The 24,821-nt window shown below is 61.0% G+C and carries 30 protein-coding genes and 1 riboswitch; of the genes, 15 read left to right on the top strand and 15 right to left on the bottom strand.

All coding sequences use genetic code 11. The features are described from left to right. Positions 1 to 63: 63 nt before the first annotated feature. A riboswitch (TPP riboswitch) is annotated at positions 64 to 160 on the top strand. Between the two features lie 51 nt (positions 161 to 211). Genes thiM through A6U87_RS15735 form a run of 4 tightly spaced genes read left to right on the top strand, consistent with a single transcriptional unit; the run spans position 212 to position 3,226 of the window. Then, positions 212 to 1,015: a hydroxyethylthiazole kinase gene (gene thiM / locus A6U87_RS15750; RefSeq protein WP_065692168.1), complete on the top strand. Its 804-nt coding sequence runs from the start codon at positions 212 to 214 to the stop codon at positions 1,013 to 1,015. After that, positions 1,012 to 1,647, top strand: coding sequence for a thiamine phosphate synthase (thiE, locus tag A6U87_RS15745; protein ID WP_065692167.1), 636 nt, complete (start codon positions 1,012 to 1,014; stop codon positions 1,645 to 1,647). Before thiM ends, thiE begins: the two co-directional genes overlap by 4 nt. After that, entirely contained in the window at positions 1,644 to 2,465 is an 822-nt protein-coding gene (gene thiD, locus A6U87_RS15740) for a bifunctional hydroxymethylpyrimidine kinase/phosphomethylpyrimidine kinase (RefSeq protein WP_065692166.1), read from the top strand. Before thiE ends, thiD begins: the two co-directional genes overlap by 4 nt. Continuing rightward, positions 2,462 to 3,226 carry a 3-oxoacyl-ACP reductase gene (locus A6U87_RS15735; protein WP_065692165.1) on the top strand — a complete coding sequence of 255 codons (765 nt, stop codon included), beginning with the start codon at positions 2,462 to 2,464 and terminating at the stop codon, positions 3,224 to 3,226. Before thiD ends, A6U87_RS15735 begins: the two co-directional genes overlap by 4 nt. 21 nt (positions 3,227 to 3,247) lie before the next feature. Here the strand turns inward: A6U87_RS15735 and A6U87_RS15730 are convergent, their stop codons facing one another. From A6U87_RS15730 to A6U87_RS15720, 3 genes are all read right to left on the bottom strand, one after another. Next, on the bottom strand, positions 3,248 to 4,096 hold the full coding sequence (locus A6U87_RS15730) for a carbohydrate ABC transporter permease (protein WP_065692164.1): 849 nt from the start codon (positions 4,094 to 4,096) through the stop codon (positions 3,248 to 3,250). Then, positions 4,089 to 5,030, bottom strand: coding sequence for a carbohydrate ABC transporter permease (locus A6U87_RS15725; protein ID WP_065692163.1), 942 nt, complete (start codon positions 5,028 to 5,030; stop codon positions 4,089 to 4,091). Before A6U87_RS15725 ends, A6U87_RS15730 begins: the two co-directional genes overlap by 8 nt. A gap of 66 nt (positions 5,031 to 5,096) precedes the next feature. Next, the gene (locus A6U87_RS15720; protein WP_065692162.1) at positions 5,097 to 6,407 is read right to left on the bottom strand and encodes an ABC transporter substrate-binding protein; all 1,311 of its coding nucleotides are present in this window, start codon (positions 6,405 to 6,407) and stop codon (positions 5,097 to 5,099) included. A 210-nt stretch (positions 6,408 to 6,617) separates the two neighbouring features. Between A6U87_RS15720 and A6U87_RS15715 the strand changes: the two genes are divergently transcribed. The 5 genes from A6U87_RS15715 to A6U87_RS15695 all read left to right on the top strand — a co-directional run bounded on the left by A6U87_RS15715 (position 6,618) and on the right by A6U87_RS15695 (position 10,756). Beyond that, the gene (locus A6U87_RS15715) at positions 6,618 to 7,817 is read left to right on the top strand and encodes an ROK family transcriptional regulator (protein WP_065692161.1); all 1,200 of its coding nucleotides are present in this window, start codon (positions 6,618 to 6,620) and stop codon (positions 7,815 to 7,817) included. Positions 7,818 to 7,852: 35 nt separating this feature from the next. Then, on the top strand, positions 7,853 to 8,953 hold the full coding sequence (locus A6U87_RS15710) for a Gfo/Idh/MocA family protein (protein ID WP_065692160.1): 1,101 nt from the start codon (positions 7,853 to 7,855) through the stop codon (positions 8,951 to 8,953). Between the two features lie 18 nt (positions 8,954 to 8,971). Then, the gene (locus tag A6U87_RS15705) at positions 8,972 to 9,613 is read left to right on the top strand and encodes a ThuA domain-containing protein (protein ID WP_065692159.1); all 642 of its coding nucleotides are present in this window, start codon (positions 8,972 to 8,974) and stop codon (positions 9,611 to 9,613) included. Between the two features lie 93 nt (positions 9,614 to 9,706). Then, complete coding sequence (locus tag A6U87_RS15700; RefSeq protein ID WP_065692158.1) at positions 9,707 to 9,988, top strand: hypothetical protein; 282 nt, start codon at positions 9,707 to 9,709, stop codon at positions 9,986 to 9,988. 96 nt (positions 9,989 to 10,084) lie between these two features. Next, a complete protein-coding gene (locus tag A6U87_RS15695) occupies positions 10,085 to 10,756 on the top strand; it encodes a spermidine synthase (protein WP_065692254.1) in 672 nt (223 codons plus the stop codon). Position 10,757: 1 nt separating this feature from the next. Here A6U87_RS15695 and A6U87_RS15690 read toward each other — a convergent pair whose 3' ends face one another. From A6U87_RS15690 to A6U87_RS15680, 3 genes are read right to left on the bottom strand one after another with little or no spacing between them, the layout of a single operon-like run. Beyond that, entirely contained in the window at positions 10,758 to 11,555 is a 798-nt protein-coding gene (locus tag A6U87_RS15690; RefSeq protein ID WP_065692157.1) for an HpcH/HpaI aldolase/citrate lyase family protein, read from the bottom strand. Between the two features lie 20 nt (positions 11,556 to 11,575). Continuing rightward, positions 11,576 to 12,436 (bottom strand): sugar phosphate isomerase/epimerase, encoded by an 861-nt coding sequence (locus A6U87_RS15685; protein ID WP_065692156.1) that lies wholly within the window; start codon positions 12,434 to 12,436, stop codon positions 11,576 to 11,578. A gap of 50 nt (positions 12,437 to 12,486) precedes the next feature. Continuing rightward, the gene (locus tag A6U87_RS15680) at positions 12,487 to 13,857 is read right to left on the bottom strand and encodes an amidase (protein ID WP_065692155.1); all 1,371 of its coding nucleotides are present in this window, start codon (positions 13,855 to 13,857) and stop codon (positions 12,487 to 12,489) included. Positions 13,858 to 14,080: 223 nt separating this feature from the next. Between A6U87_RS15680 and A6U87_RS15675 the strand changes: the two genes are divergently transcribed. Together A6U87_RS15675 and A6U87_RS15670 are read left to right on the top strand one after the other, a co-directional pair. Continuing rightward, positions 14,081 to 14,398 carry a hypothetical protein gene (locus A6U87_RS15675; protein WP_065692154.1) on the top strand — a complete coding sequence of 106 codons (318 nt, stop codon included), beginning with the start codon at positions 14,081 to 14,083 and terminating at the stop codon, positions 14,396 to 14,398. A 64-nt stretch (positions 14,399 to 14,462) separates the two neighbouring features. After that, a complete protein-coding gene (locus A6U87_RS15670; RefSeq protein WP_065692153.1) occupies positions 14,463 to 14,900 on the top strand; it encodes a DUF1810 domain-containing protein in 438 nt (145 codons plus the stop codon). On the opposite strand, the gene A6U87_RS15665 is transcribed toward A6U87_RS15670, so the two are convergent. Continuing rightward, the gene (locus A6U87_RS15665; RefSeq protein WP_065692152.1) at positions 14,897 to 15,085 is read right to left on the bottom strand and encodes a hypothetical protein; all 189 of its coding nucleotides are present in this window, start codon (positions 15,083 to 15,085) and stop codon (positions 14,897 to 14,899) included. The two genes, A6U87_RS15670 and A6U87_RS15665, sit on opposite strands and share 4 nt — an antisense overlap. Before the next feature lie 78 nt (positions 15,086 to 15,163). Then, a complete protein-coding gene (locus A6U87_RS15660) occupies positions 15,164 to 15,787 on the bottom strand; it encodes a TetR/AcrR family transcriptional regulator (RefSeq protein WP_065692151.1) in 624 nt (207 codons plus the stop codon). 130 nt (positions 15,788 to 15,917) lie between these two features. Here A6U87_RS15660 and A6U87_RS15655 point away from each other — a divergent pair, with 130 nt between their 5' ends. From A6U87_RS15655 to A6U87_RS15645, 3 genes are all read left to right on the top strand, one after another. Beyond that, complete coding sequence (locus A6U87_RS15655; protein ID WP_065692150.1) at positions 15,918 to 16,127, top strand: hypothetical protein; 210 nt, start codon at positions 15,918 to 15,920, stop codon at positions 16,125 to 16,127. Between the two features lie 191 nt (positions 16,128 to 16,318). Next, the gene (locus tag A6U87_RS15650; RefSeq protein WP_342587896.1) at positions 16,319 to 16,768 is read left to right on the top strand and encodes a MarR family transcriptional regulator; all 450 of its coding nucleotides are present in this window, start codon (positions 16,319 to 16,321) and stop codon (positions 16,766 to 16,768) included. A 44-nt stretch (positions 16,769 to 16,812) separates the two neighbouring features. Next, a complete protein-coding gene (locus tag A6U87_RS15645; RefSeq protein WP_065692148.1) occupies positions 16,813 to 17,214 on the top strand; it encodes a DUF1398 family protein in 402 nt (133 codons plus the stop codon). A 14-nt stretch (positions 17,215 to 17,228) separates the two neighbouring features. Here A6U87_RS15645 and A6U87_RS15640 read toward each other — a convergent pair whose 3' ends face one another. The 6 genes from A6U87_RS15640 to A6U87_RS15615 form a co-directional block, all read right to left on the bottom strand. Continuing rightward, entirely contained in the window at positions 17,229 to 17,906 is a 678-nt protein-coding gene (locus tag A6U87_RS15640) for a YoaK family protein (RefSeq protein WP_065692147.1), read from the bottom strand. A gap of 78 nt (positions 17,907 to 17,984) precedes the next feature. Beyond that, positions 17,985 to 18,968, bottom strand: a complete 984-nt coding sequence (locus tag A6U87_RS15635) for an alpha/beta fold hydrolase (protein WP_065692253.1) — start codon at positions 18,966 to 18,968, stop codon at positions 17,985 to 17,987. 234 nt (positions 18,969 to 19,202) lie between these two features. After that, a complete protein-coding gene (locus tag A6U87_RS15630; protein ID WP_065692146.1) occupies positions 19,203 to 21,080 on the bottom strand; it encodes an amidohydrolase in 1,878 nt (625 codons plus the stop codon). A gap of 90 nt (positions 21,081 to 21,170) precedes the next feature. Then, complete coding sequence (locus tag A6U87_RS15625) at positions 21,171 to 21,458, bottom strand: XapX domain-containing protein (protein ID WP_065692145.1); 288 nt, start codon at positions 21,456 to 21,458, stop codon at positions 21,171 to 21,173. Positions 21,459 to 21,528: 70 nt separating this feature from the next. After that, on the bottom strand, positions 21,529 to 22,218 hold the full coding sequence (locus tag A6U87_RS15620; protein WP_065692144.1) for a hydrolase: 690 nt from the start codon (positions 22,216 to 22,218) through the stop codon (positions 21,529 to 21,531). Between the two features lie 140 nt (positions 22,219 to 22,358). Further along, a complete protein-coding gene (locus A6U87_RS15615) occupies positions 22,359 to 23,291 on the bottom strand; it encodes a VOC family protein (RefSeq protein WP_065692143.1) in 933 nt (310 codons plus the stop codon). 113 nt (positions 23,292 to 23,404) lie between these two features. Between A6U87_RS15615 and A6U87_RS15610 the strand changes: the two genes are divergently transcribed. Continuing rightward, entirely contained in the window at positions 23,405 to 24,304 is a 900-nt protein-coding gene (locus A6U87_RS15610; protein ID WP_065692142.1) for a LysR family transcriptional regulator, read from the top strand. 24 nt (positions 24,305 to 24,328) lie between these two features. On the opposite strand, the gene A6U87_RS15605 is transcribed toward A6U87_RS15610, so the two are convergent. Next, a complete protein-coding gene (locus tag A6U87_RS15605; RefSeq protein ID WP_065692141.1) occupies positions 24,329 to 24,811 on the bottom strand; it encodes an Lrp/AsnC family transcriptional regulator in 483 nt (160 codons plus the stop codon). Between the last annotated feature and the right edge of the window lie 10 nt (positions 24,812 to 24,821).

The following is a 24,821-nucleotide window of genomic DNA, read 5'->3' as shown; positions in this document are numbered from 1 at the left end:
GCGGAAGCCTGCGGCATCCATTTTTGTGGTGACAGGCACCGCCTTCTCTGCGAAAACATCCGCGATGAGAGACAGGGGCGCACGCCGGAAGGCGGGCTGAGAAGTACCCTTTGAACCTGAACCAGATAATGCTGGCGGAGGGAGTCGCTCGGGACTTTCCCGCCCTTTGCGTGTCGTCCCTCGCGTCTCGCCCCCGCTTGAAAGGGGCAATATGCAAGACCAGACATCACCGGGCAGGCAGCTTGAAGCCTTGCGCGCACAGCCGCCGCTCGTGCACTGCATCACCAATTTCGTCGCCATGAACATAGCCGCCAACGTGCTGCTGGCAACGGGCGCTTCGCCGGCCATGGTTCACGCCGAGGAGGAAGCCGGCGAGTTCGCCGGCATCGCCGGTGCGCTGACGATCAATATCGGAACGCTGTCTGCCGGATGGATGCGAGGCATGTGTGCTGCCGCCGCTGCCGCAAGCGACAATCGCAAACCTTGGGTGCTCGATCCGGTCGCCCACTATGCCACGGCTTTCCGGCGGCAGGCGGTGGCGTCGCTGCTTGAACTTCACCCCACAATCATCCGCGGCAATGCTTCCGAGATCATCGCGCTCGCCGGCGGTGCGAGCCGGGGCCAGGGTGTCGACAGCCGCGATCCCGTCGAGCAGGCCGAAGCGTCCGCGCGGCTTCTGGCAGAGACGGATGGAACTGTCGTTGCCGTTACTGGCGCCACGGATTTCGTCACTGACGGCACCAGGGCGGTTCGCATCGATGGTGGCTCGCCATGGATGCCTCAAGTGACGGCATTGGGTTGCTCCCTGACCTGCCTGGTCGGCGCGTTTGCTGCCATCAGCCCCGATGCGCCCTTCGAAGCAACGATCGCGGCGCTTGCGGTGTTTGCTGTCGCCGGCGAGGCGGCAGCAACCGAGGCACAAGGTCCGGGCTCGTTCTCAGTGCGCTTCCTCGACAGCCTCGCGCGCATCGACGGTGCGTTCCTCGACAGACACGCAAGGATCCGCCAAGCATGAAACAGTTCGACCTCTCGCTATACCTTGTCCTCGATCCCGATCTCTGTGCCGGTATCGGCATGGTCGAGACGGCCCGTGCGGCGGTTGCAGGCGGTGCGACGATCGTGCAGTTGCGCGACAAGCATGCCGACACGGCGCGGATGATCGAGACCGGGCTGGCATTGAAAGCCGTGCTGTCAGGCACGGGCGCAGCACTCATCGTCAACGACGATGTGGACGCGGCGATCGCCATTGGAGCCGATGGGCTCCACATTGGCCAGGACGACCTCGGCGCGCTGGCTGCGCGCGAGCGCATCGGCCCTGATATGATCCTTGGCCTTTCGGTCGAGACCGAAGCGCTGGCGGCTGCTGTGGATCCTGACATCGTCGATTACGCCGGGATCGGACCGGTGTTTGCGACCGCCACCAAACCCGACCACAAGCAGCCGATCGGCTTTGACGGCCTCGCGCGGCTCGTCGATGTCTGCGCGGTCCCTTCAGTAGCGATCGGCGGCCTGAAGGCCACGCATGTCCGCGATGTCTTCGCTGCCGGCGCCGGCGGGCTGGCCGTCGTCTCCGCGATTTGCGGTACGGGCGATCCGGAAGCCGCCGCCCGCGATATTGCCGATATCATTCGAAAGGCACGGAGATGATCCGCAACGTCTTATCCATCGCCGGCTCCGACCCTTCCGGCGGCGCAGGCATACAAGCCGATCTCAAGGCCTTCGCGGCCCGCGGCGTCTATGGCATGGCGGCACTCACCGCGCTCACCGCGCAAAACACGCAGGGCGTTTCCGGTGTGCACCTCGTGCCCGCCGGCTTTGTTGGCGACCAGATCCAGGCGGTTTTCGCAGATGTGAGGGTCGATGCCGTCAAGATCGGCATGATCGCCAATGCCGAGATTGCCGATGCCGTCGCCGAGGTGCTGCAATCCCACCGCGACATCCCAATCGTTCTCGACCCGGTGATGGTCGCAAAGGGCGGCGCCAATCTTCTCGATCCCGAGGCTGTGGATGTGCTGACGCGGCGGCTGCTGCCGCTCGCCACGCTGCTGACGCCCAACCTTCCAGAGGCTGCAGCATTGCTTCATCTGCACCCAGCGGAAAGTCGCGCGGAGATGGCCGACCACGCACAAAGGCTGCGCGCATTCGGGCCTCACGCCGTGCTCGTCAAGGGCGGCCACCTTGCCGGCCCCGATAGTCCGGATGTCCTGGCGACCGCCGATGGGGTGAGCTGGTTCGAAGCCGCCCGTGTACCAACGGCGAACACCCATGGCACCGGCTGCACGCTCTCGAGTGCGCTGGCCGCGGAACTCGCGAAGGGCAAGGCCCTGCCCGAAGCGATCGGCACAGCCAAGGCCTATCTGGCCGCAGCCGTCGCTGAGGCCGATACGCTCGACGTCGGAACGGGACATGGGCCCGTCCAGCATTTTCATGAACTTTGGAAGCTCACAGAAGGACACTCGAAATGACACTAGCGCTCAGCGAACAGACGGTCATCGTCACCGGTGGCGCCCGCGGTCTCGGTGCGGCCATCGCCACAGCCTTTGCCCGTGAAGGAGCGAAGGTCGCTATCAACTATCGCAATAGCCGCAACGAAGCCGAAGCGCTGGCTGAAAGCCTCGGTGACAGGGCCAAGGCGTTTCAGGCCGATATTCGCGATGCCGAAGCGGTCAGACGCATGGTGTCTGACGTCACGAACAGCCTGGGCGCGCCGACCACACTTGTGCACAACGCCCTCACCGATTTCAGCTTCAACGGCGATCAACGGCCGAAGCTTGATCAGCTCGCATGGGAGGCGATGACGGCGCAACTCGACACGGCCGTGAAGGGAGCATTGAACCCGATCCAGTCGGCACGACCGGCCATGGCCGCGGCCGGCTTCGGGCGCATCGTGACGATCGGCACCAACCTCTTCCAGAACCCGGTCGTTCCCTATCACGACTACACGGCGGCCAAGGGCGCCCTCCTGTCGCTGACGCGCACTGCGGCGGCCGAACTCGGGCCACTCGGCATCACCGTCAACATGGTGTCTGGCGGCCTGTTGCGGACGACCCAGGCAAGCAGTGCGACCCCTGACGCAGTGTTTGACCTGATCGCCGCCAGCACACCGCTTCGCCGGGTGACGACGCCGGAGGAAGCGGCCGACGCGGTTCTCTTCTTCGCAAGCCCCTGGGCACGTGCGGTCACCGGGCAAAACCTCATCGTCGACGGTGGCCTCGTCTTCGGCTAGCCACCGTCACGCCCGTTCGCGTCAGGACTTGACCGCTCCCGCGGTCAAGCCGGCGATGATATGCTTCTGCGCCAGAAAGAAGACGACGATGGTCGGCGCGATGGTCAAGGTGATGAAGGCAAGCACCAGCTGCCAGGCTGTTCCGAACTCACCGCGATAGACCATGATGCCGAGCGGCCAGGGATACATCTTCTCCGAATTCAGCATGATCAGCGGCAGGATGTAGCTATTCCAGCTGCCGACGAAGGAAATGATGCTAACGGTTGCGATGATCGGGCGCGAGAGCGGCAGGCAGATGTGCCAGAAGAACCGCATGTAGCCGCAGCCATCGACAATGGCGGCCTGGAACAATTCTTCCGGAACGTTGCGAAAATAGTTTCTGAAGAGAAGGATGCTCATGCCGAGCCCGAAGGCGACCTGCGGCAGCACTACGCCCCAATAGGTGTTGAGCAATCCGAGATCACGGATACGAATGAACAACGGCAGGATCGCGGTCGCAGCCGGAAACATCAGCCCGATCAGAAAATAGTTCAGCAGGAAATCCGCGCCGAAGAAACGCACATGCGCGAAGCTGAAGGCTGCCATCGCCGACACCGAGACGGTGAGAAACACCGTCAACGCGGCGATGATCAGCGAGTTGACCATCTGCCGCCAGTATCGGTCGCCAAACAGAATGTCGGTATAGTTCTCCGCATGCCACTCGACCGGCAGGCCGAAGGGATTGGTGCGTAGGTCACCCAGATCCTTGAAACCGCCAAGTGCCGTGGTCATCAGCGGGATCAGCACGATCGCGGAGATGATGACCAGCGAGGTGTAGAGGTAGACTTTGGTACCGGCGCTAAGCCGCTCGGATGTGACGACGTCAGTCATGGCGCATGAATATCCGTTTGTAGCCGAAGGCAAGGGTGACGCAGATCAGGAAGAGAACCACGCCGACGGCGCTTCCAAGCCCGACCTGCATGCGGGCGACACCGAAATTGAACAGGAACGTCACCATCGTCTGCGTCGCATTGAACGGCCCACCGCCCGTCAGCGGCATGATGAGGTCGAACAGTTGCAGCGAACCTACGACGGCAAAGAACACCGACAGGCGCACCGTCGAACCAAGCAGCGGCAGGGTGATATAGCGGAAACGCTGCCATCCGCTGGCGCCGTCGATCTCCGCGGCCTCGAGAACGCTCTTGTCCAGCGATTGCAGGCCGGCGATGAAGAGCATCATGTGGAAGCCGAAATACTTCCAGACGATCACGCCGAGCACGGCGTACATCGCCAGGTCCTTGTCGGCCAGCACATAGGGCGTCTCGACGCCGAGCAGATGCGCGATTGACGCGAAGAGGCCGTAATCGCCGTCATAGACGAAACGCCAAATGAGGCCGGCTGCGACATCCGCAAGCACATAGGGCAAGAAGAAGATCAGGCGGAAAAGCACGACACCGGCGATGCGATGTGCCAGCATCATCGCCAGCCATATTGCCAGCGGGATCTGGATCGCGATCGAGATGACCATGATCATCGCGTTGTTCTTCAGCGCGGTGACGAAGGCACCGTTTTTGAACAGAAGTTCGAAGTTGCGCAGGCCGACATACTGCGTCGGGAGCCCGTAGCCGTCCCATTTATAAAGGCTGTACCAGGCCGCCTCGCCCATTGGCAGGATGACGAAGATCGAAAACAGGAGCAACGCCGGCGGCAGAAACAACAGCAGCACCGGCAGGCGGCCGGACACGGCGGGGTGCTTGCGCCGGGCGGATGCCGTGGCTGGAACGCGCAGGGGCCGAATGGCGGTGGCGGCGCTGACATTGGCCATGGGTGACCTCATCTTCCGAATAGAAAATAGCGGCGCGAGAAATCTCCCGCGCCGCGATGGTCCTGATCAGAACTGATCCTGCTCGAAAGCGTCCTGGATCTGCTGGGCACCGTCCTCCGAACTCATTTGTCCGGAGACGATCGCAACCGACACGTCGTTGACGACGCGTCCGACGGAAGGTCCGAGATCCTGGTCGAAGAAGTTCTGGTGCCAGGTCGAATGCGCCAGCTGTTCGGCGGATTCATGCAGCAACGGATCGGTCACGCCGTCTTCGGCTCCTACCGCGACCGGAATGATCATGCCGGCCTTGGCCATGGTCCGCTCGTTCTCGGCATTGGTGAGATAGGCCAGGAAGTCGAGCGTTTCCGGCGGCGCCTTCTTGGTGACCGCCCAGCCGTTCAGGCCACCGAGCGTATCGGTCACAGCCCCTGCTCCACCAGTGACCGCCGGGAAGGCGAACCGGCCGATATTGTCACCAGCCAGACCCTTCTTGTCGCCGGAATTGGTGCGCTGGTTTGCCTCGGTGTTCTGGAAGCCAAGGATCATCGCTGCCTTGCCGTCACCGAAGACACCAAGCGTCTGCGGCCATGTGGCGCCGAGATAGCCTGGCTGGAAGGGCTCTAGCTTGCCCAACTCGGCGAGTTGCTCGCCGGCCTTGATGACTGCCGGATCTTTGAAGCCCTCGCCCTGACCATTCTTGGCCGCATCGAAGACCTTCTGGCCGCCGTCGCGCATCACGAGGTAGCTCCAGTAGAAATGGATCGGCCATTTCTCGCCGCCACCGCCAGCGATCGGCACGATGCCGGCATCCTTGATCTTCTTCACGGCCGCCAGGAAGTCATCCCAGGTCTTGATCGTCGTGGCATCGACGCCAGCCTTCGCGAACAACGCCTTGTTGTAGAAGAATGATACCGTGCCGACGCTATATGGTACCGCGCCGATCTTTCCGTCGTAGCTCAAGCCCTTGACGGAAGCGGGATTGTAGCTCTTCAGCCAGGCGCCATCCTTGGCGTTCATGGCCTCCGTCAGGTCCATCAAGGCGCCGGTCGCAAGCTGCTGTTTCAACACGCCGCCGCCCCAGCTGTAGAACAGGTCAGGCGCGTCGCTGGACTGCAGCAATGTCGGAAGCTTGGCCTTGAACGCCTCATTTTCCAGGAACTGCATCTCGACCTTCACGCCGGGATGCTCGGCCTCGTATTTGCCGACGATCTTCTGCCAGACGGCGAGGTAGTTCGGATCGATTTCGAGATGCATCCACTTGATCGTGGTATCAGCCGCGGCACTGCCGGCGGCAATCAGAAGCGCCAGTCCGGTGGCAGCGGAGCGGGCAATGAAACGGCTGCGAAGCAGGGCTTTCGCCCTCAGATTGTCAAACATGGGTTCTCCTCCTGAAGGGGAAAATCGTCCTCTACAATTTTTTCCCTTATGCGGATTAAATGATCGGGAGGTTTGCCAGAATGTCAACTCCCCTCCTTGAAATTGGTAGATTTGCCTTGACAAGGCCATGAATCCTGAAGCTATTTAATTCGCATACCGACGAAAATATCGCCTGTTTCGACAGAAGCAAGAAGAGCCTGGCCAGACCAAATGAAGACCGCAGATCCGGAATTGATGCGCGCGATCAATCGCTTGAACGTGCTGGATACGGTCCGCCGGCATGGGCCGATCTCCCGCGTCGAGATCAGCGAGCGCACGCAGCTGTCGACGACAACGGTTTCGGCCATCACCGCCTCGCTGCTCGACGACGGTCTCATCCTGCCGCGCCATGAAGGCGATATCCGCAACGAGGCAGCGCGCGGTCGGCCCCGGGTCATGCTGGAGCTCAACCCTGACGCCGCCCGCGTCGTCGGCGCAAAGATCGCGGCCAACAGGCTGGTTTTCGTCGTCACGGATTTTCGCGGCGACGTGCTGTCAAAGCTGACCCTGCCGATCCGCATCGACCGCCAGCCGATCGGCGTGATTGCCGATCTCGTCGAAGACGGCGTGCGGCGCTGCGTCGTCGATGCCGGCCTGTCGCTGGAGGACGTCGACACCGTCTGTCTCGGCCTGCCGGGTGTGATCGAGCACCGCACCGGGCATGTTCGCAGCAGCCCGATCTTCCGCGACACCAACGTCGATTTCGCCGCCGAGATGACGGCCCGGCTGAATACGCCGACGATCGTGGAAAGCGATGCCCATGCCATTACGCTGGCGCACCACTGGTTCGGCAAGGCCCGCGACCTCGAGGACATGGTGCTGATTTCACTGGAACAGACGCTGGGTCTTGGTGTGCTCCATGGCAACCAGCTGTTTCGCGGTGCCGGTGGCCTCAGCCACAATCTCGGCGACCTCGTGCTCGGCATGGGACCGCGCGGCATCGTGCGCCTGTCGAGCCAGGCGGGGGAAAGCGAAATACTGGGAGAGCAGCCGGTGGGCGGCCGCTTCGCTGAAGCCATCCGGCTCGGGCGCGGCATGACGCACGCCCAGGCGCTCATCAAGGCCGAAGACAATACGCTGATCAGCGCCGCCATCCGGGCTGGCGAGGCCGTCGGTGTTGCTGTCGCCAATATCGTCACGATCTTCGCGCCGCCGCGCGTCATTCTCGTCGGCTCCAGCCTTGCGCTTGGCGAGCCCTTCCTCAACAGCCTGCGCAATGCCTACGCCCTCGCCATCCCCCCGTCCCTGCAAGGGGTCGCGGAACTCGTCTTTGACGATTCGACGGATGACTTCTGGGCGCAAGGGGCGGCAGCGGTCGCGCTCTACGAACTCTACGAGTCACCCTGGAACACCACAGGACCTGCGCTCTAGCGCACAGCATCGAACAATCCATCGGGAGGAAAACAATGGAAAAAGTCGGTATCGGCATCATGGGGTGCGGCAATATTTCCGGCGCCTATCTGAAGGCGATGGCCTCTTTCCCCATCCTCGACATCCGGGGCGTGGCCGACCTCAATCATGCATTGGCCGAAGCTAAGGCCGCCGAGTTCAACGTACCGGCGCGAAGCATCGACCAGCTCTTTGCCGATCCAAAAATCGAGATCATCGTCAATCTGACGGTCCCGAAGGCGCATGTCGCGGTTGGCCTGCAGGCGCTGGCCGCCGGCAAGCACACCTATTCGGAAAAGCCGCTCGGCATCAACTTCGCCGAGGGCAAGACGCTGGCTGACGCTGCAAAGGCGAAGGGTTTGCGGATCGGTGCGGCCCCCGACACCTTCCTCGGCGGCGGCCACCAGACGGCACGTACGTTGATCGATCAGGGCGTTATCGGCCAGCCGGTGGGCGGCACGGCGACCTTCATGTGCCCTGGCCACGAACGGTGGCATCCGAACCCGGCCTTCTACTACGAGGTCGGCGGCGGCCCGATGCTGGATATGGGACCCTACTATATCACCGATCTCGTCAACCTGTTTGGCCCGGTCGCCCAGGTCGCCGGTTTCGCGGTGACTCCACGCAAGGAGCGCATCATCACCAGCGAACCCCGCAACGGCGAGCATATCCCGGTGCACGTTCCCACGCACGTCTCTGGCCTCATGGCTTTTGCCAACGGCGCGGTCGTGCAGATCGGCATGAGTTTCGATGTCGCTGGACACAAGCATGTGCCGCTGGAAGTCTATGGCACGGAGGGGACGCTGATCGTTCCCGATCCCAATCATTTTGGCGGCGAGGTCGAACTCCTGAAGAAGGGCGGCGCCTTCGAACAGCAGCCGCTGAGCGCACCTTATGCCGACGGCAATTACCGCTCGATCGGCGTTGCCGACCTCGCCCATGCCATTCGCTCCAATCGGCCCCACCGGGCAAACGGCAACCTCGCGCTGCATGTGCTCGAGGTCATGGAAGCCTTTCATACCGCCTCGGAAACGGGACGCACGATCGCCATTACAACGCAGACCGAACGGCCCGCGCCGCTTTCGGAATCCCTCGTCGACGGACGGCTGGGCAAGTAATCATCAGGAGGAAATAGCATGCGCGAAGCACTGATCGTATGGGGCGGATGGAGCGGTCACGAGCCGCAGGAATGCGCTGCCATCATCAAGGACATTCTCGAGGAGGATGGTTTCAAGGTCTATGTCGAGCACACGACCGAAGCCTTTGCCGACCCCTCCGTGCATGACCTTTCGCTGGTCGTCCCGATCGTCACCATGTCGAAGATCGAAAAGGAAGAGATCAAGAACCTTGCAGCCGCCATCGAGGGTGGGGTCGGCCTGGCCGGCTACCATGGCGGCGCAGGCGACAGCTTCCGCGATTGCGTGGAATACCAGTTCATTGTCGGTGGCCAGTGGGTTGCCCATCCCGGCAACATCATCGACTACACCGTCAACATCACCCGTCCTGACGATCCGGTCATGGAAGGGATCGCCGATTTCCCCTACACCTCCGAGCAGTACTACATGCACGTCGATCCCTCGAACGAAGTGCTGGCAACAACCACATTTACGGGTGATCACGCCTACTGGATCGACGGTGTCGTGATGCCCGTTGCCTGGAAGCGCAAGTATGGCAAGGGACGCGTCTTCTACTCTTCGCTCGGGCACCAAGCCAAGGAGTTTTCGGTGCCTCAAATGCGGACCATTTTCCGCCGCGGCGCGAACTGGGCGGCGCGCTAGAGCAGTACGAAATAGGTAACGCGCGTCTCTGGTCCAAGACCGGTTCGCGCGCTATCTTTTTACCTGTTCAAAGAACGCGAAGAGGTTTCGATCATGTACAAGCTTATCGCAATGACCTCAATCATCACACTTGGCTTTGCCGGCAGCATCTTCGCCCAGGCCAACATGGGCATGGACAGCAGCGGCCGCTTCGATGGTTCCGCTCCGCTCGGGACGTCACGTGGAGACGAAGCGCCCAGTGGAGGCTTCGCCATCCCGTTCGATGCCTTCGAAACGGGTAGCACCACCAATACGCCAAAATCCATCCAGTGGACCTGCCCGCCAAACCAGCGCCACACCAGGACGACCAACCCGGCATGCGTGGATAACCGGTAGTCTGCAGAACACGCCATGATGCCGCGATCCTTGTTTAAGGTTCGCGGCGGTGTTGTTTTGTGCTACGGGGCGGCTTCAACGCGAGGCCCGACCGACATGCTCCCCTGGATCCAGCTCGATTCCGCTCCCATTCCCGGAGAGGCCGGCGAATTGCGCCTGAAGCAGCGCGGCAGCGAGTTTTCAATCATGCTCGGCTCCAACGAGCTGATGAACAGCCGCTTGAGCGGATCGGAAGAAGCGCTTGCGACGCTATCCCACGACAGGATCAAGGATCGGGCTCGGCCGCAGATCCTGATCGGTGGCCTCGGCATGGGCTTCACGCTGCGCGCGGCGCTCGCCATTCTGCAGCCGGATGCCAGTGTCGTCGTTGCCGAGCTCGTGCCAGCCGTCATCGCCTGGGCGCGTGGTCCGATGGCCGAAGTGTTCAAGGGTTGTCTCGACGACCCGCGCGTCACGATCCATCAAGGCGATGTCAGTGCCCTCATCCGCTCCAGCAAGGCGAAATTCGACGCCATCCTTCTCGACGTCGACAACGGGCCTGATGGCCTGACGCGACGATCCAACGACGGCCTTTATGATTTCAACGGACTGCGCGCATCCCGCGATGCCTTGCGAAAAGGCGGTGTCCTTGCCGTCTGGTCGTCCGGTCCCGATGCCAGCTTCACCCGCCGGATGCGCGATTGCGGCTTTCAGGTCGAAGCGATCAATACGCGCGCAAACGGAAAACGTGGCGGAGCCCGCCACGTCATCTGGTTGGGCGTGCGGTAACTCAGCCCGCCTGGACCTTGCGCGCCGCCGCGATCGCACTGGCGGCGCCAGAACGCAGCTGTTGCGTGTCCGCGCCGGCAATGACGAAATCGAAGCCCATCTTCAGCAGTTCGCCGGCTCGTTCACCATTGCTTCCGAAGACGCAGGCGAACTTCCCATGCGCACGGCATCGCGCGATCAGGTGCTTGAGAACGGCATCCATCTCAGGCGTGTCGGGCGCGAGTTTCGCACCATCAGACAGCGCGATCGACAGGTCGGACGGTCCCACGAAAATGCCGTCGATGCCTTTCACACGCAGAATTTCGTCGGCGGCATCGAGTGCCGCTCGCGTTTCGATCATCGCGATTGCGACAGTCTCTTCGTTTGCCGTCGCGAGATAGGTGCTCGGCGAAAGCCCCGCGTGGTTGACGGCGAGCGTCGGCCCCCAGCTGCGCTCGCCGAGTGGCGGATACTTGGTCGCCTTTGCAAATGCCTCGGCGTCGGCGACCGAGTTGATCATCGGCGCGATAATGCCGGAAGCGCCTGCGTCGAGCAGTCGCGATGCCAGAGCGAAGTCGCCGACCGGAATGCGTGCCACCACCGGCTTGCCAGCCAGGCGCCCCTGGCCGATGCCGTTGGCGGCCGCCGCCATGTCCCAGACGCCGTGCTGCAGATCCAGCACCACCGCATCGAAGGCTTCCTGTGCCAGGTGGTTGACGAACAGGGGATCCGGAATTCCGACCCAGGCGGAAATCATTCCACCGCCCTCGCCGCTCCTGATCCGCTTCGCGAAGCCCTCGATCGTGGTTGAACCGCTCATGCCAGTCTCCTTTTTGCAGCTCAGCCTGCGGCCCGCTGCTTTTCCTCATAAAACTCTTCGACAAACGCCTTCTGCAGCAGGATCCCGTCCCACTCGTCGGCGAAGAACGGGGAATCGTAGATCAGCGTATAGGGGCCTTCGTATCCAGCCTGCCGGCACGCTTCGAGTGACCTGCGATAATCATCGGCATCGAGGCCGGACGCGTTGTAGTCTGCCTTGGCGTGGCAGATTTCGGCGCGGCGCATGATATCGGCAAGGCCGGCATATTTCGCCGGCGCCGACCAATTGCCGAGATCGCCGTTGAGCCCGATCTCGCCGCCAGTGCGATCGAGCAGCCAATTCATCTCGCGAGGCGACGGCAGCAGATCGAACCAGTTTTCGGTGACGACGCGTACACCGCTTCCCTGCGCCTGAGCCGCCAGCCAGGAAAGATGTTCGGCCGCCCGGGTCAGGTTTTCGTCGGTCGGCGCCTTTTTGCCGGCAATGACGCGCATGTTGTCCGCGCCGAGCGCTGCAGCAGTCTCGACCCAGCCTGCAATCCAACGGATGTCGCGCTCTGCTGTCTGCGGGTTGCTCGGATCGCCGTCTTCGACAAGCAGCGTCTGCAACCGCACGCCGGACCGCGCGAGCGCGTCGCGCAGTTCCGCGATATAGGCGCGGTCAAGGCTCGGCAGATGGAAAGAGCAGATCTCGAGCCGACCAATCCCCCGATCAGCCAGCTGCTTCGGGATTTCGATCAGTTCGGCAGCGCCGGGCCCATAGGGTTCCTTGCGTGCGGCGCTGTTGTCCGGGTCCGGGCTGTAGGGATAGGTCGCCCCCAAAAGTCGGTGCAGCGACCACGTCGAAACGGCGAACCGTCCATTTTCCAGATTCTGAGCCATGCATTCTCCTCCTCGCTCCTCGCCTATCTAGGCAGCAACGCCTTGGAATTTCAAACGAAATCTCCCCGAACCACCGCTTCTGCCGAAAGTGCCATTCCGAGCAGCGCCTCGTCACGTTTCCCCGCTGCAGAAAGCAGGAGGCCGACGGGCATTTCGGCGTCGCCGGTGCCGCAGGGGATCGATACACCGCACCAGTCGAGGAAGTTTCCGAGCATGGTGTTGCGGAGCGTCTTGCCGTTGGTCGAGACAAAAAGCGCGTCGTCGACCTCGAGTGGCGCAATCGGCGGCGCAACATGGGCGACACTCGGGTACGCGACAAAGCTGTTGCCGAGCAACCGTTCAACGTCATCCACAAGGCGCTGGCGCGCTTCGAGCAGTGCGAGATAGTCGGGCAAGCTGATCGTCTCGCCGAGCCGCGTGCGCATGACCACGCGAGGATCCATTCCCGCGACCTCCGGCCCCGCCAGGCGCTCGCGATGCAGGGCGAAGGCTTCGGCGGTTGCCAGTGCCCCGTGCTTGGCCATCACATCGAGTATCTCGTCGAAGGCCGGGATGGTGATCCGGCTGATCCTGGCTCCAGCTTTGGTCAGTCGCTCGAGCGCGGCCTCGAAGGCGGCAACGACACCGGCCTCTGCTCCCTCGAAAACAACGTTCGTCGGCACGACGATATCAACCCCATCAACCGGGCCGTGGGCGATATTCGGGGCCGTCACGCCTCTCATTGCGGCGTCGATCCACACCGCATCCTGGACGGTCCGGCAAAGCGGGCCGAGCGAATCGAGGCTTTTCGCCAGTGGGAACACCCCATCCATGGAATAGCGGCCGCGCGTTGCCTTGTAGCCAACGATGCCGTTGAAAGCTGCCGGGATGCGCACCGATCCTCCCGTATCGGTTCCCATGGCCACCGGCGCAAGCCCGGCCGCGACCACGACGCCGGCGCCCGACGACGAGCCACCGGGAATGCGAGGCACATCTCGGCCATGAGGATTGTGCGGTGTTCCGTAGTGCGGATTGACGCCGAGGCCCGAGAAGGCGAACTCGCTCATATTGGTGCAGCCGAGTGAAATTATCCCGGCCTGTTTCAAGGCGGCGACGACTGCTGCATCCGTTTTCGCCGCCGGCGCTTTGGCAAGTATCGTCGAGCCGGCCGTCGTCGCGCGCCCCTCGATATCGAAGAGATCCTTCCAGGCGATCGGAATTCCATCGAGCACCCCGAGCGAGCGCCCAGCCTTCAGGCGCGCAGACGATGCTTTTGCCTCCGTCAGCGCCCGATCCTTGAGCAAGGTGGTGAAGATCGACTGGTCTGGATGACGCTCGATCCCATCGATAACCGCTTCAGTCACCTCGACCGGATCGACCGCGGCACTCTGGATGAGAACGGAAAGCTGCGCTACCGACATCGAGCCAAATGTTTTCGTCATAGGGTTATCCGAGAAATTGGATGGTGCCCGACCTAAGCCGAATTTCTGCTTCGAGCCAAGCCCAGAAACCAGATCAAACCGATTGGTTCGATTTTATGAACACTGAGTTTGTGTATTCGGTCTTTCACTTTGTCGGCTGCCAACACACATGGGGGTCGCGTGCGCAAACCGCCGGTCCGACTGCGTCGGCCCAGGCGGCTGGTGCTATATAGGAGTTTTAGAAATGGCTAGCAGCGAGATTTGGGATCCGGCGACGGGCAATTTGGTGCATCGTCACACAGCGGATGGACAGACAGGCAGTGAGGCTGAATATGAATATGTCGAACACGCCCGGCAAATCGGCGCAAATCGCCTTTCCCTCGGCGAAACACTTCTTGTTTTTGGAGCATTGATACTACTCGGCATTGCAGCCCTGACAGTTCATCTGGGTGGGCCTCTGGCATCTCCAATCGACACCCAGACCGTCGGCGCGATTTCCGAATCCCTTCCAGCGGTCGATTTTTGCCGCGAGCATAGCCCCTACCCCGACAAGTCCTGCTGATCAGACTCCAAGGGCATGGAAATCCCCGATTGCCGATATAGTTAGGTGCAAGGGAGGGCCGGACATGTCCGCTGTCATCGACTACGATCTCGACCGCTTTATCGACGCACAGAATGGCGTCTACGCCAGGGCTCTGGAAGAGCTCAGGTCGGGACGCAAGCGGTCACACTGGATGTGGTTCATCTTCCCTCAGATTGCGGGGCTCGGTACGTCCTTCATGGCGGAAAAATATGCGATCCGCTCCGCGGAGGAGGCGACGGCCTATCTGGCCGATCCAATCCTCGGCAGCCGACTGGTCCGCTGTGTCGAGGCCGTGTTGGGCAACACCGGCGTCTCCGCGCATGATATCTTCGGCTCTCCTGATGATCTGAAGCTCTGCTCGTGCATGACCCTGTTTGCCGCGATCAGCGATCATGGATCGCCGTTTCATTCGGTGATCGATCGCTTCTTCAACGGCGTCTTCGACGAGCGCACCATACAGCTGCTGGACGCGGCTTCCTAGGCGGATGGCGAGTGTTCCAGCTGTTCGATTTCCTCGGCGATCTCTTCGAGCCGTAGACGAAGATCGTCTCCCGTGCCGTCGTTGATCTCTTCATCTCCGAAGCAATCGCGCGCATCATACAACTCGAGCTTTGCTTCCAACTCGGCCCGCTTGCGATACAGGTGATGGAGATAAGTGTAGTTCATCTCGGCGCTTCACTTGTGCTTTCCAGATACTGGAAAACGGCCGCAAAGCGGTAAGGTTCCAACGAACGGGCCGGCAAATCAGGCGAAAGCCGTGATCGCCGCATTGCAGGCGTTGGAAAAATGGCTGCAACAGCTGTCGCTTCCCATTGCCTGATGCGTCACGCGCGCCCCCTCCAGGAGAAGGGTCAGCGTATCAGCAAGGAGTTTGGGTTCGCGCGCACCGGCTGCAAGACAGAGTGCCTCAAGCCTGTCGCGCTGTTCGGCCTTGTGGCGCTCGATAACGCCATAGGCCGGATGCCCCTCGCCTTTCAGCTCGATGGCCGCGTTGGCCAGATCACAGCCGACATGCTGACCACAAAGGCTCTGGGTCCGGGCTTCCACCCAAGCGACCAGCTGCGCGCGCGGCTCACCCGGATGGGCCGCCTCGAGATCACGCCAGATCGCCTCTGCCTTTTCCGAAGCGCGGCGCAATGTTTCGCACACGAGTTCGTCCTTGGAGCCGAAGTGACGGTAGAGTGTCATCTTGTTGGTCAGCGCTGCGTCAGCGATGGCATCAACGCCAATCCCGCGAATGCCGTGCTCGCGAAAAAGCTCGGCTGCGGTGGACACAATTCGCTCCCGCGGGGGGATCTTTTCGTTTGTGTTAGCCAAAGATAGAACGCTCGAAGTTTCTGATTTTTTTGAGGACAAGGTCCTTGACATCCATGTGACCGATCGGTAACAAATGCATTGTTACTTACCGGTAACACCACTTCTTGCGGAAGTCAATGCCGAGAGGGCATTGCAACAGGAGTGGAACACGGGCGACTGCCCACGAAAGGAGGAATGCGCCATGACAAAGACCAGAAACGACCTGACAATATCCGAAGCCCTTCGCGACCCACTGATCGCCATGGTGATGCGCGCCGATGGCGTGAAGCTTGACGATTTCAAGCAACTCCTCGAGACCGCGGCCCGCAAACGCGAGCAACGCGTCTCCCCCGTGAGCAAGTTCCTGAACGTGATTTCGAACAATCCGGCTGCGACCTGCAGCTATTGCTGAGTTTCGGGCTTTTCCCTGCCCCTGCAAGGGCCGTCGCTGATGAAGCGGCGGCCCTTTCTGTTTGACCCATCGGCGGAAACAAATGACCGTCTACGGGCAGCGCCACCGCCTCTCGGTATACGGTCGACGATATTGGTTGACTAGGAAACCATATCGGTTTAGTTTCCTTGTCAACAAATGAGGTTGTCGCGTTGCCTGTCTCCGATCTGAAGAAACACACTGGCTACTGGATGAGGATGGTTTCGAACGCCGTCTCATATGACTTTGCCAGAAAGATTGCCGCGGAAGACGTCACCGTCGCCGAATGGGTCTTCATGCGTTCGCTGTACGACGCAGAAGCGCTGGCGCCATCGGCATTGGCCGAAAAAATGGGAATGACCAAGGGGGCGATCAGCAAGCTGGCCGATCGGCTCCTAGCAAAAGGCCTTGTCGGGCGCACCGACAATGAGAGGGATAAGCGGGCACACAGCCTCTTCCTCACAGAGGACGGGCGCAACAAGGTGCCACGCCTGGCCTCCCTCGCCGATCAGAATGACACCGAATACTTCGGCGTTCTGAGTGCCGACGAACATGCATCGCTCGAACGGATATTGAAAGCCCTTATCGAGCGACGGGGATTGACTGATATTCCCGTGGAATAAGCATTTCCAGATTTACGGGACCTCAAAAAGTAAGGATCACCGCGATGGACGCGGAACGCATGTCGATTGCCAAAACCTGCCTCGATGCCGCCCACGACGGCACTCTCAGTTTCCCGGAAATCGTGGGCCGACTGATCAAGGCGGGCTTCGAAGGCTACAGCGTGGATTATCGGCGCAATAGCCAAGTCTATTACATGCCCGACGGGGATAGCGTGATGTTCGACATGAAAGCGCCCAACGCTCCGGTCGCCGCCGCCTTTGATCCGATTGCTGTCGCGCGATTGGTCCGCTGGGCGCAGGCGAATCCGCCAGATTACAGTTACAACGCCTTTTGCGAGCAGGTGAAGGCGGCTGGGTGCGCGGGCTACATGGTCTCATTCAGCGGCCGCCGTGTCCTCTATTTCGGCCGGACGGCCGAAACGCATGTCGAACATTTTCCGAATTGATCGCCGGTGAGGGCTTAGCCTTCCGAGCCCGCCGGGTTGAGGAACAATCCCAGGGCGGCGGTAACGGCAGGCACAACGAAGGCAGCGGCGGGAGCTACAATGAAGCCGAGCGCTCCGAGCCCGCAGCCAACGGCAAAGGCGATCACGGCGACAATCATCCGCTTGATACGGGCCGCCGCCGCGGTGGTCTGTTCGCCTTTGACGCCGACCAGGAGATCCGCCAGATCCAGCATGATCTGGGTTGTCGTTCCCGTCATCAGCGTCGACGGCGGCGCCTTGGGGAAATGCGCCCGGTGGACGGCATTCTGGATTGCCATGGCTGAGACAAGCGTCATGCCGACGACCAGCATGACAAGGCTTTCGCTGGCAACAAACGTGCCATGATAGAGGGCATAGGCGCCAACAGCGGCCAGCAGCAGGAATTTGACGAAGAGAAGCGGCCTGACCACCGGCAGGTTCCGCCGCTGCAGGCAGATGCCTGCTAGGCGAGATAGAAAGACGACTACACAGAAGACCGGAAGGGCTAGAAGCTTGGGAAGGGCGCCGGCCGTGCCGAGCGCAACCGTCGCGCCGAAGGTCACGAAGTTGCCGGTTACATGGGCGGTAAACAGCCCGGAAAGGGCGAGGAAGCCAAGCGTGTCGACGTAGCCGCCGTTGAAACTCAGCAGAAGCGGGAGGGAGGGGGATTTCATGAGGCTATCCGATCGTTTCTGTTCTTTGCCGGGGGAGGTCCACCGCCTGCGAGCGGCGGCGGACCAATGCTTGGGTTGTTATGCCTTGATGAAAGCCAGAAGATCTGCGTTCAGCACGTCGGCATTGACAGTCAGCATGCCATGCGAGAAGCCGGGATAGGTCTTCAGCGTGCTGTTCTTCAGAAGCTTCGCAGATTTCAGAGCAGAGTCGGCAATCGGTACGATCTGGTCATCCTCGCCGTGCAGGACGAGCGTCGGGACGGAGATCGACTTCAGGTCGTCGGTCTGGTCCGTTTCGGAAAAGGCCTTGATGCCGTCATAATGCGCCTTGGCGCCGCCCATCATGCCCTGCCGCCACCAATTCTGGATAACGCCCTCCTGAACCTTGGCGCCGTCGCGGTTGAAGCCGTAGAACGGTCCTGCCGGAACATCGCGGAAGAACTGCGCGCGGTTTGCGGCAAGGGCTGCACGGAAACCATCGAAGACCTCGATCGGCAGGCCTTCAGGATTGGCGTCCGTCTTCAGCATCAGCGGCGGAACGGCGGAAACCAGAACAGCCTTGGCGACGCGACCGGCTGGCTCGCCGTGCTTGGCGACATAGCGGGCGACTTCGCCGCCACCTGTCGAGTGTCCGATATGGATGACATTCTTGAGGTCGAGGGCTTCGACGACGGCGAAGGCGTCCGAGGCATAGTGATCCATGTCATGGCCGTCGGAGACCTGAGCCGAGCGGCCGTGGCCGCGGCGATCGTGAGCAATAACGCGGTAGCCCTTGGAGAGGAAGAACAGCATCTGCGCATCCCAGTCGTCCGACGACAGCGGCCAGCCATGATGGAACATGATCGGCTGCGCATCCTTGGAACCCCAGTCCTTGTAGAAGATTTCGGTGCCGTCTTTGGTGGTGATAAAGCCCATGGTCTTGTTTCCTTCGATTGAGGTGGAGGTAGAGGAGGAAGCCGCATTGGCGGCGGAGTGGAACAGAGGAAATGCTAGGGAAGCGGCAGCGGCGGCTCCAGAAAGCAGTGCTTGGCGGCGAGTAAGAGATAAAGAATGGTTGGTCAATTTCTGCTCCTGCGATCTTCGCTGCTTGTTTGAAGCGGCGCTGTGTTCGTCTGATGGAGTGATATTGGCCTGAAAGATTGCCGACAACAATTGCATCAATAGTTTCGATTTAATTGCGAATTACGCAATAGTCGTTTGAACTCAACGGATCGCTTGTCGGCGCGGGCACGGAAAGCAAAAAACGGGCAGCGATCTGCTGCCCGTTCGGTAAGCCTCATAACGAGTTCGCTCGGTTTACACCGCCCAGCAGGAGCAGCCGAGCGCCCCGAAGAAGCCCTTGAGGTCCGAGATCGGCAACTTTGACGTCCAGGCGCCTGCGTGATCGTGGCCATGGACACCACAATCATTGGCGCAGCCGCAAGAGGCGATCGCCGTGCGGCGCAGCGAGTGTCGTCCCGCGCCTTCCGGCTCGCCCCAGGCAGCGTAGCCGCCGAACCGGCGAACAGGTGACCAATCGGGCATGGCTGGAGGAATGTCGCTCTCGTCGAGCGCCTTGAAGTCGCCCGCGCCGTAGACGATCTTGCCGCCAACCATGGTCAGATCCGCGGTCAGGAAGGAGATCTCATCTTCCGCACAGGTAAAGAAGTCCTTGCTCGGCACGACGAGGTCGGCGAACTGGCCCTTTTCGATCCTGCCCTTCTTTCCCTCTTCGTTCGAGAACCAGGTTACCTTCTCTGTCCACATCCGCAGCGCCGTTTCGCGGTCGAGGCAGTTGGCGCGGGGGTAGAGCTGCATGCCGCCCACCGTCTTGCCGGTAATCATCCAGGACAGCGAAACCCAGGGATTATAGGAGGCGACGCGGGTCGCGTCCGTGCCGGCCGAGACATTGACGCCCTTCTCAAGCATGCGCGCGATCGGCGGGGTGGCTTCAGCCACGCCGTGGCCGTAGCGCTCGACGAAATATTCGCCCTGATAAGCCATGCGGTGCTGGGTAGCGATGCCACCGCCAAGCGCCGCGATTCGGTCGATCGAGCGGTCGGAGATCGTCTCGGCATGATCGAAGAACCAGTTCAGGCCTTCGAGCGGAATGTCCTGGTTCACCTTCTCGAACACATCAAGCGCACGAGAGATCGTCTCGTCGTAGGTGGCGTGAAGGCGCCACGGCCAGCGGTTCTCGGCGAGAACGCGCACAACCTCCTCGAGTTCACCTTCCATCTCCGGCGGCATGTCAGGGCGTGGCTGGCGGAAGTCTTCGAAGTCGGCGGCGGAGAAGACGAGCATTTCGCCGGCGCCGTTGTGCCGGAAGTAATCGGTTCCCTGCTTGTATTTGACCGAAGACGTCCAGTTGAGAAAGTCCTCCTTCTCGGCCTTCGGCTTCTGGGTGAAGAGATTGTAGGCGAGCCGAACGGTCATCTGGCCTTCGTCAGACAGCGTCTGGATGACTTCGTAGTCGTCGGGATAATTCTGGAAGCCGCCCCCCGCATCGATGACGCCGGTGACACCGAGACGGTTGAGTTCGCGCATGAAGTGGCGCGTCGAATTGACCTGATACTCGAAAGGCAGCTTCGGCCCCTTGGCAAGCGTCGAGTAGAGAATGCCGGCATTCGGCTTGGCGAGCAGCATCCCGGTCGGATTGCCGTTGGCGTCGCGAGTGATCTCGCCGCCCGGCGGGTTTGGTGTATCCCTGGTGTAGCCAACCGCGCGGAGGGCTGCGCCGTTCAGCAGCGCCCGGTCGTAGAGATGCAGAAGGAACACCGGGGTGTCGGGCGCGATGGCGTTGATCTCGTCGATCGTGGGAAGACGCTTCTCGACGAACTGGTGCTCGGTGAAGCCGCCAACCACGCGCACCCATTGCGGCGCCGGCGTGATCTCGACCTGACGCTTCAGCATGTCCATCGCGTCGGCAAGCGACCGCACGCCGTCCCAGCGCAGCTCCATGTTGAAGTTCAGCCCGCCGCGAACGACGTGAGTGTGGTTGTCGATCAGCCCGGGAAGCACGCGCTTGCCCTTCAGGTCGATGACCTTCGTATCGGGACCGGCATGAGCCATGATCTCCTTGTCGCCACCGACGGCCAGGAATGTCCCGTCCTTGATGGCGACGGCACTTGCGGTTGGATTGCTGCGATCGAGCGTTGTGAAAAGACCGTGGTGGAGTATGAGGTCGGCGAACATGAGATATGCTCCAGGCTTCATTATTAAGATTGAAATCAAAGCCTTGCGCCGGGCACACACCTGCCGCAAGACGAATCTCCTCCTGCCGCGTCAGCTATCAGAGTTGGGCCGCGCTTGGCGAGACACGACAACGTCATCACGGTTTTCTGCCTTCGGCAGATGGCCGAACATGTGAGGCTTGACCTGGCCAATCCAGGAGACGACGGCCGGCTCCCTGCCCCACAGGCTTTTTGCGAGGGGAATGATCTGCTCGCCGACGAGGATACCCAGAAGACCGATCAGGGCTATGACCGGCGGCGCTGGCGAACGAACGTTGAGAAGGCTGTAGACAATACCGACCAGCAACCCGGCGCCAAGCGACATGAGGTAGAGTTTCATGACATTTTTCCTGATGTGAAACGGCTGCCGCTCTGACGGTATTCTCGTCAGAGCGGCTTTCCTAAAATGCTTACTTTGCGGGGTTCGGCCCGATGCGCTTGCCGTGCGTGACCCGCTCGGCGGCCTTGTGAACCATGGTGTAGGCGTAATCGATACCCATGCCGTAGGCGCCGGAATGTTCTTTCACCAGGGCCGTAACCGCATCGTAGGTTTCCCGCCGAGCCCAGTCGCGCTGCCATTCGAGCAGGACCTGCTGCCAGGTGACCGGAATGACACCGGCCTGTACCATGCGGTCCATCGCATATTTGTGTGCGTCGGCAGAGGTTCCGCCGGAGGCGTCGGCAACCATGTAGATCTCATAATCGGGTACGTCGTGCAGGGCAGACAGGGCGAACGTCGTATTGCAGACTTCGGTCCAGAGGCCCGAAACGATAATCTTCTTGCGGCCGCTCGCGGCATTATGCGCCAGCGCATCGCGGACGTTCTGGTCATCCCAGGAGTTCATCGACGTGCGCTCGAGAATGTCATTCTCCGGGTATACGGCGAGCAGTTCCGGATAGGTGTGGCCCGAGAAGGACCCCGTTTCCACGGTGGTGATGGTGGTTGGAATATCGAAGATCCTGGCCGCCTTGGCGAGACCGACGACGTTGTTCTTGAGCGTCTGGCGGTCGATCGATTGTACGCCGAAGGCCATCTGCGGCTGCTGGTCGATGAAGATGAGCTGGCTGTTTGCGGGGGTCAGGACTTCGAGCTTGGACATTTGACTACTCCATTTAGATTTTGGTGCCATGTTTGGCATTTGAAAATGACAAGCCTTCGGTGGTCGGCTGCCTGCCCTCAGGCAGCCTGTCAAAGGCAGACTATATCTTGTTTGCTGGCGCTAATCAGATGCGCCGGACGTTATGCGGCAAGCGGAGCCAGGCTGGCCTCGATCTTGTCGCGGAATGGCTCATACCGGTTCGGCAGCTTCAGTGCTTCGCCGAGGTGAGCGGTATCCTCGTCGCGGTCGAAACCGGGTTCGTTGGTGGCGATCTCGAACAGGATCCCGCCGGGCGTCCGGAAGTAGATGGCCCAGAAGTAATCGCGATCGATGACCGGTGTTACCTGGTAGCCCGTGTCCATCAGAGCCTTGCGCACTTCGAGCTGCTTTTCTCGGTTATCGACCGCAAAGGCAATGTGATGAACCGAGCCGGCACCCTGACGCGCAAACGGCGTGTTGGGAAGGGTCGCGAGGTCGATCGTATCGGCACCGTTGCCGCCGGGGATGATGAACCGCTTGACGTCAGCCTCGGCATCGGCGCGCTCATAGCCCATGAAGCTCAGGAGCTCTTCGGTTGCGGCCGTATCGCGAAGGTTGAAGCGAGCGCCTGAAAAGCCGCGGATCGCGTTGTCTGCGGAAATGCCCTCTGCCAGCCATGGCGCCCTGCTATCGTCGTTCTTCTCGACCAGAGCGAAGCCGTCGCCGTCAGGACCGATGAACCGCAGCCGGTTATCGCCGAAGACCGTGTCTGTCTGGAGGCCGCCGACGTTCTGAGCGATGAGGCGCTCCTTCCAGAAGGCCAGCGAACCCTTGGGGATGGAGAACTGGGTTTCGCCAACCTCGCCAACACCCGGTCGGCCCGTCATCATGTGCGGGAACGGAAAGTACGTCATGACCGTGCCGGGCGTACCATTTTCGTCGCCGTAGTAGAGGTGGTAGACGCTGGGTTCGTCGAAGTTGACGGTCTTCTTTACCCGGCGAAGGCCGAGCGTGTTGGTGAAGAACTTGTTGTTCTGCTGCGCATCCGACGCCATGGAGGTGACGTGATGCAGTCCCTTGATATCCTTGATCATGGCCCGTGCCTTTCTGCGTTGCCGTTTCGATGTACAGAGATATAGGCGGGTTGATTGATCGCCGGAATTGCAATATTTCTCTCGATTGAATTGCGTTTTTTGAAATAATCGAGATGAATGACTATAAAGCCCTGAAAACCTTCCTGCTGGCCGCCGAGAAGCGCAACTTCGCGCAGGTCGCCCGCGAACTTGACATGACCCCGGCGGCCGTCACGCGAGCGATCGCGGCACTGGAAGACGACCTTGGCGTCCAGCTGTTCGTGCGTACGACCCGCCAAGTGTCGTTGACAACGGATGGTGCGGTGTTTGCCGCACAGATCCAGCCGGCGGTCGAAGCGCTCGAGAGCGCTCGACGTGACGTCAAGAACGCCCACAAGGCCGACCAGGGGCGACTGCGGATCAGCGCGCCGACCTGGTTCGGCAAGACGGTGCTGCCTCCCATTCTATCGGGGTTTCGCGAACTTTACCCAAAAATGTGCTTCGAGATTTCGCTCTCGGACGGCTTGGTCAATATCGTCGACGACGACTATGACCTCGCGATCCGCATCTCGTCGGCGCCTTCCGACAAGTTTACCATCTGGCGAAAGATACGCGTCGTGCCCAGGATCCTCGTGGCGGCGCCGGGAAGCCGGTTCACGGAAATGGAACATCCGAGCGAACTGACGCCGGATGATTGTCTGGCCTATAGCGGCGAGAGCCGTCGGGAAAACTGGGTCCTGTCAGATGGGGGCTCAAGTATCACCATCGCGGCCGGCCGGGCATTCAGCGCCAACAACGGCGAGGTTCTTGCCGATATGGCCGCCGACGGTGCGGGTGTCGCGATGCTGCCGGGATTTAATATCGCCGAGCACATCAGGAGCGGCCGCCTCGTGCATGTCCTGCGCGGCTGGTCGCCGCCGGAACTCTGGCTGACGCTCTATTATCCTCCCTACCAGGCCTTGCCACCGCGGATCGCATCCTTCTCGCGGTTTTTCGAGGAGCAGATACCGGCCTTCATGGTGATGCTGGATTAGGCCCGGTTGAGGTGTTAGCCGCGTCTATCGAATGCGGCTAAGGTCGAGCGGCCGGTTGTTGATGATTGCTTCCATCGAGAAGATGCCCGTGACGGTCGCCAGGTCGAAGCTTGCGACGAGCTTCTGGTAGAAGGTGTCGTAGCCCGCCATGCCCCTCGTCACGACCTTGATGAGGTAATCCCAGTCGCCGCCGATCCTGTAGAAATCGATCACCTCGGGCAGCTGTTCGACGTGCTTTCTGAAGCTTTCGATCCATTCCCTGGAATGGTGACGGGTGCGGATCATCACGAACACCGTCAGATCAAGCCCAAGCGCGCTCAGATCGATGTTGGCGTGCGAGCCCCGGATCATGCCTATGGAATGCAATCGTTGAAGCCGCCGCCAGCATGCATTTTGGGACAGGCCGACCGCTGCGGCCAGATCCCGCTGCGAAAGCCCCGAATCCTTCTGCAACGTGGTCAAAATCTTCAGATCAAAAACATCTATTTTTGCCGCCTGCTCGATCATACGACCCAAT

It is taken from the genome of Rhizobium sp. AC44/96 (assembly GCF_001692185.1).
Lineage (GTDB): Bacteria > Pseudomonadota > Alphaproteobacteria > Rhizobiales > Rhizobiaceae > Rhizobium.
This window is presented reverse-complemented; position numbering and strand designations above follow the sequence as displayed.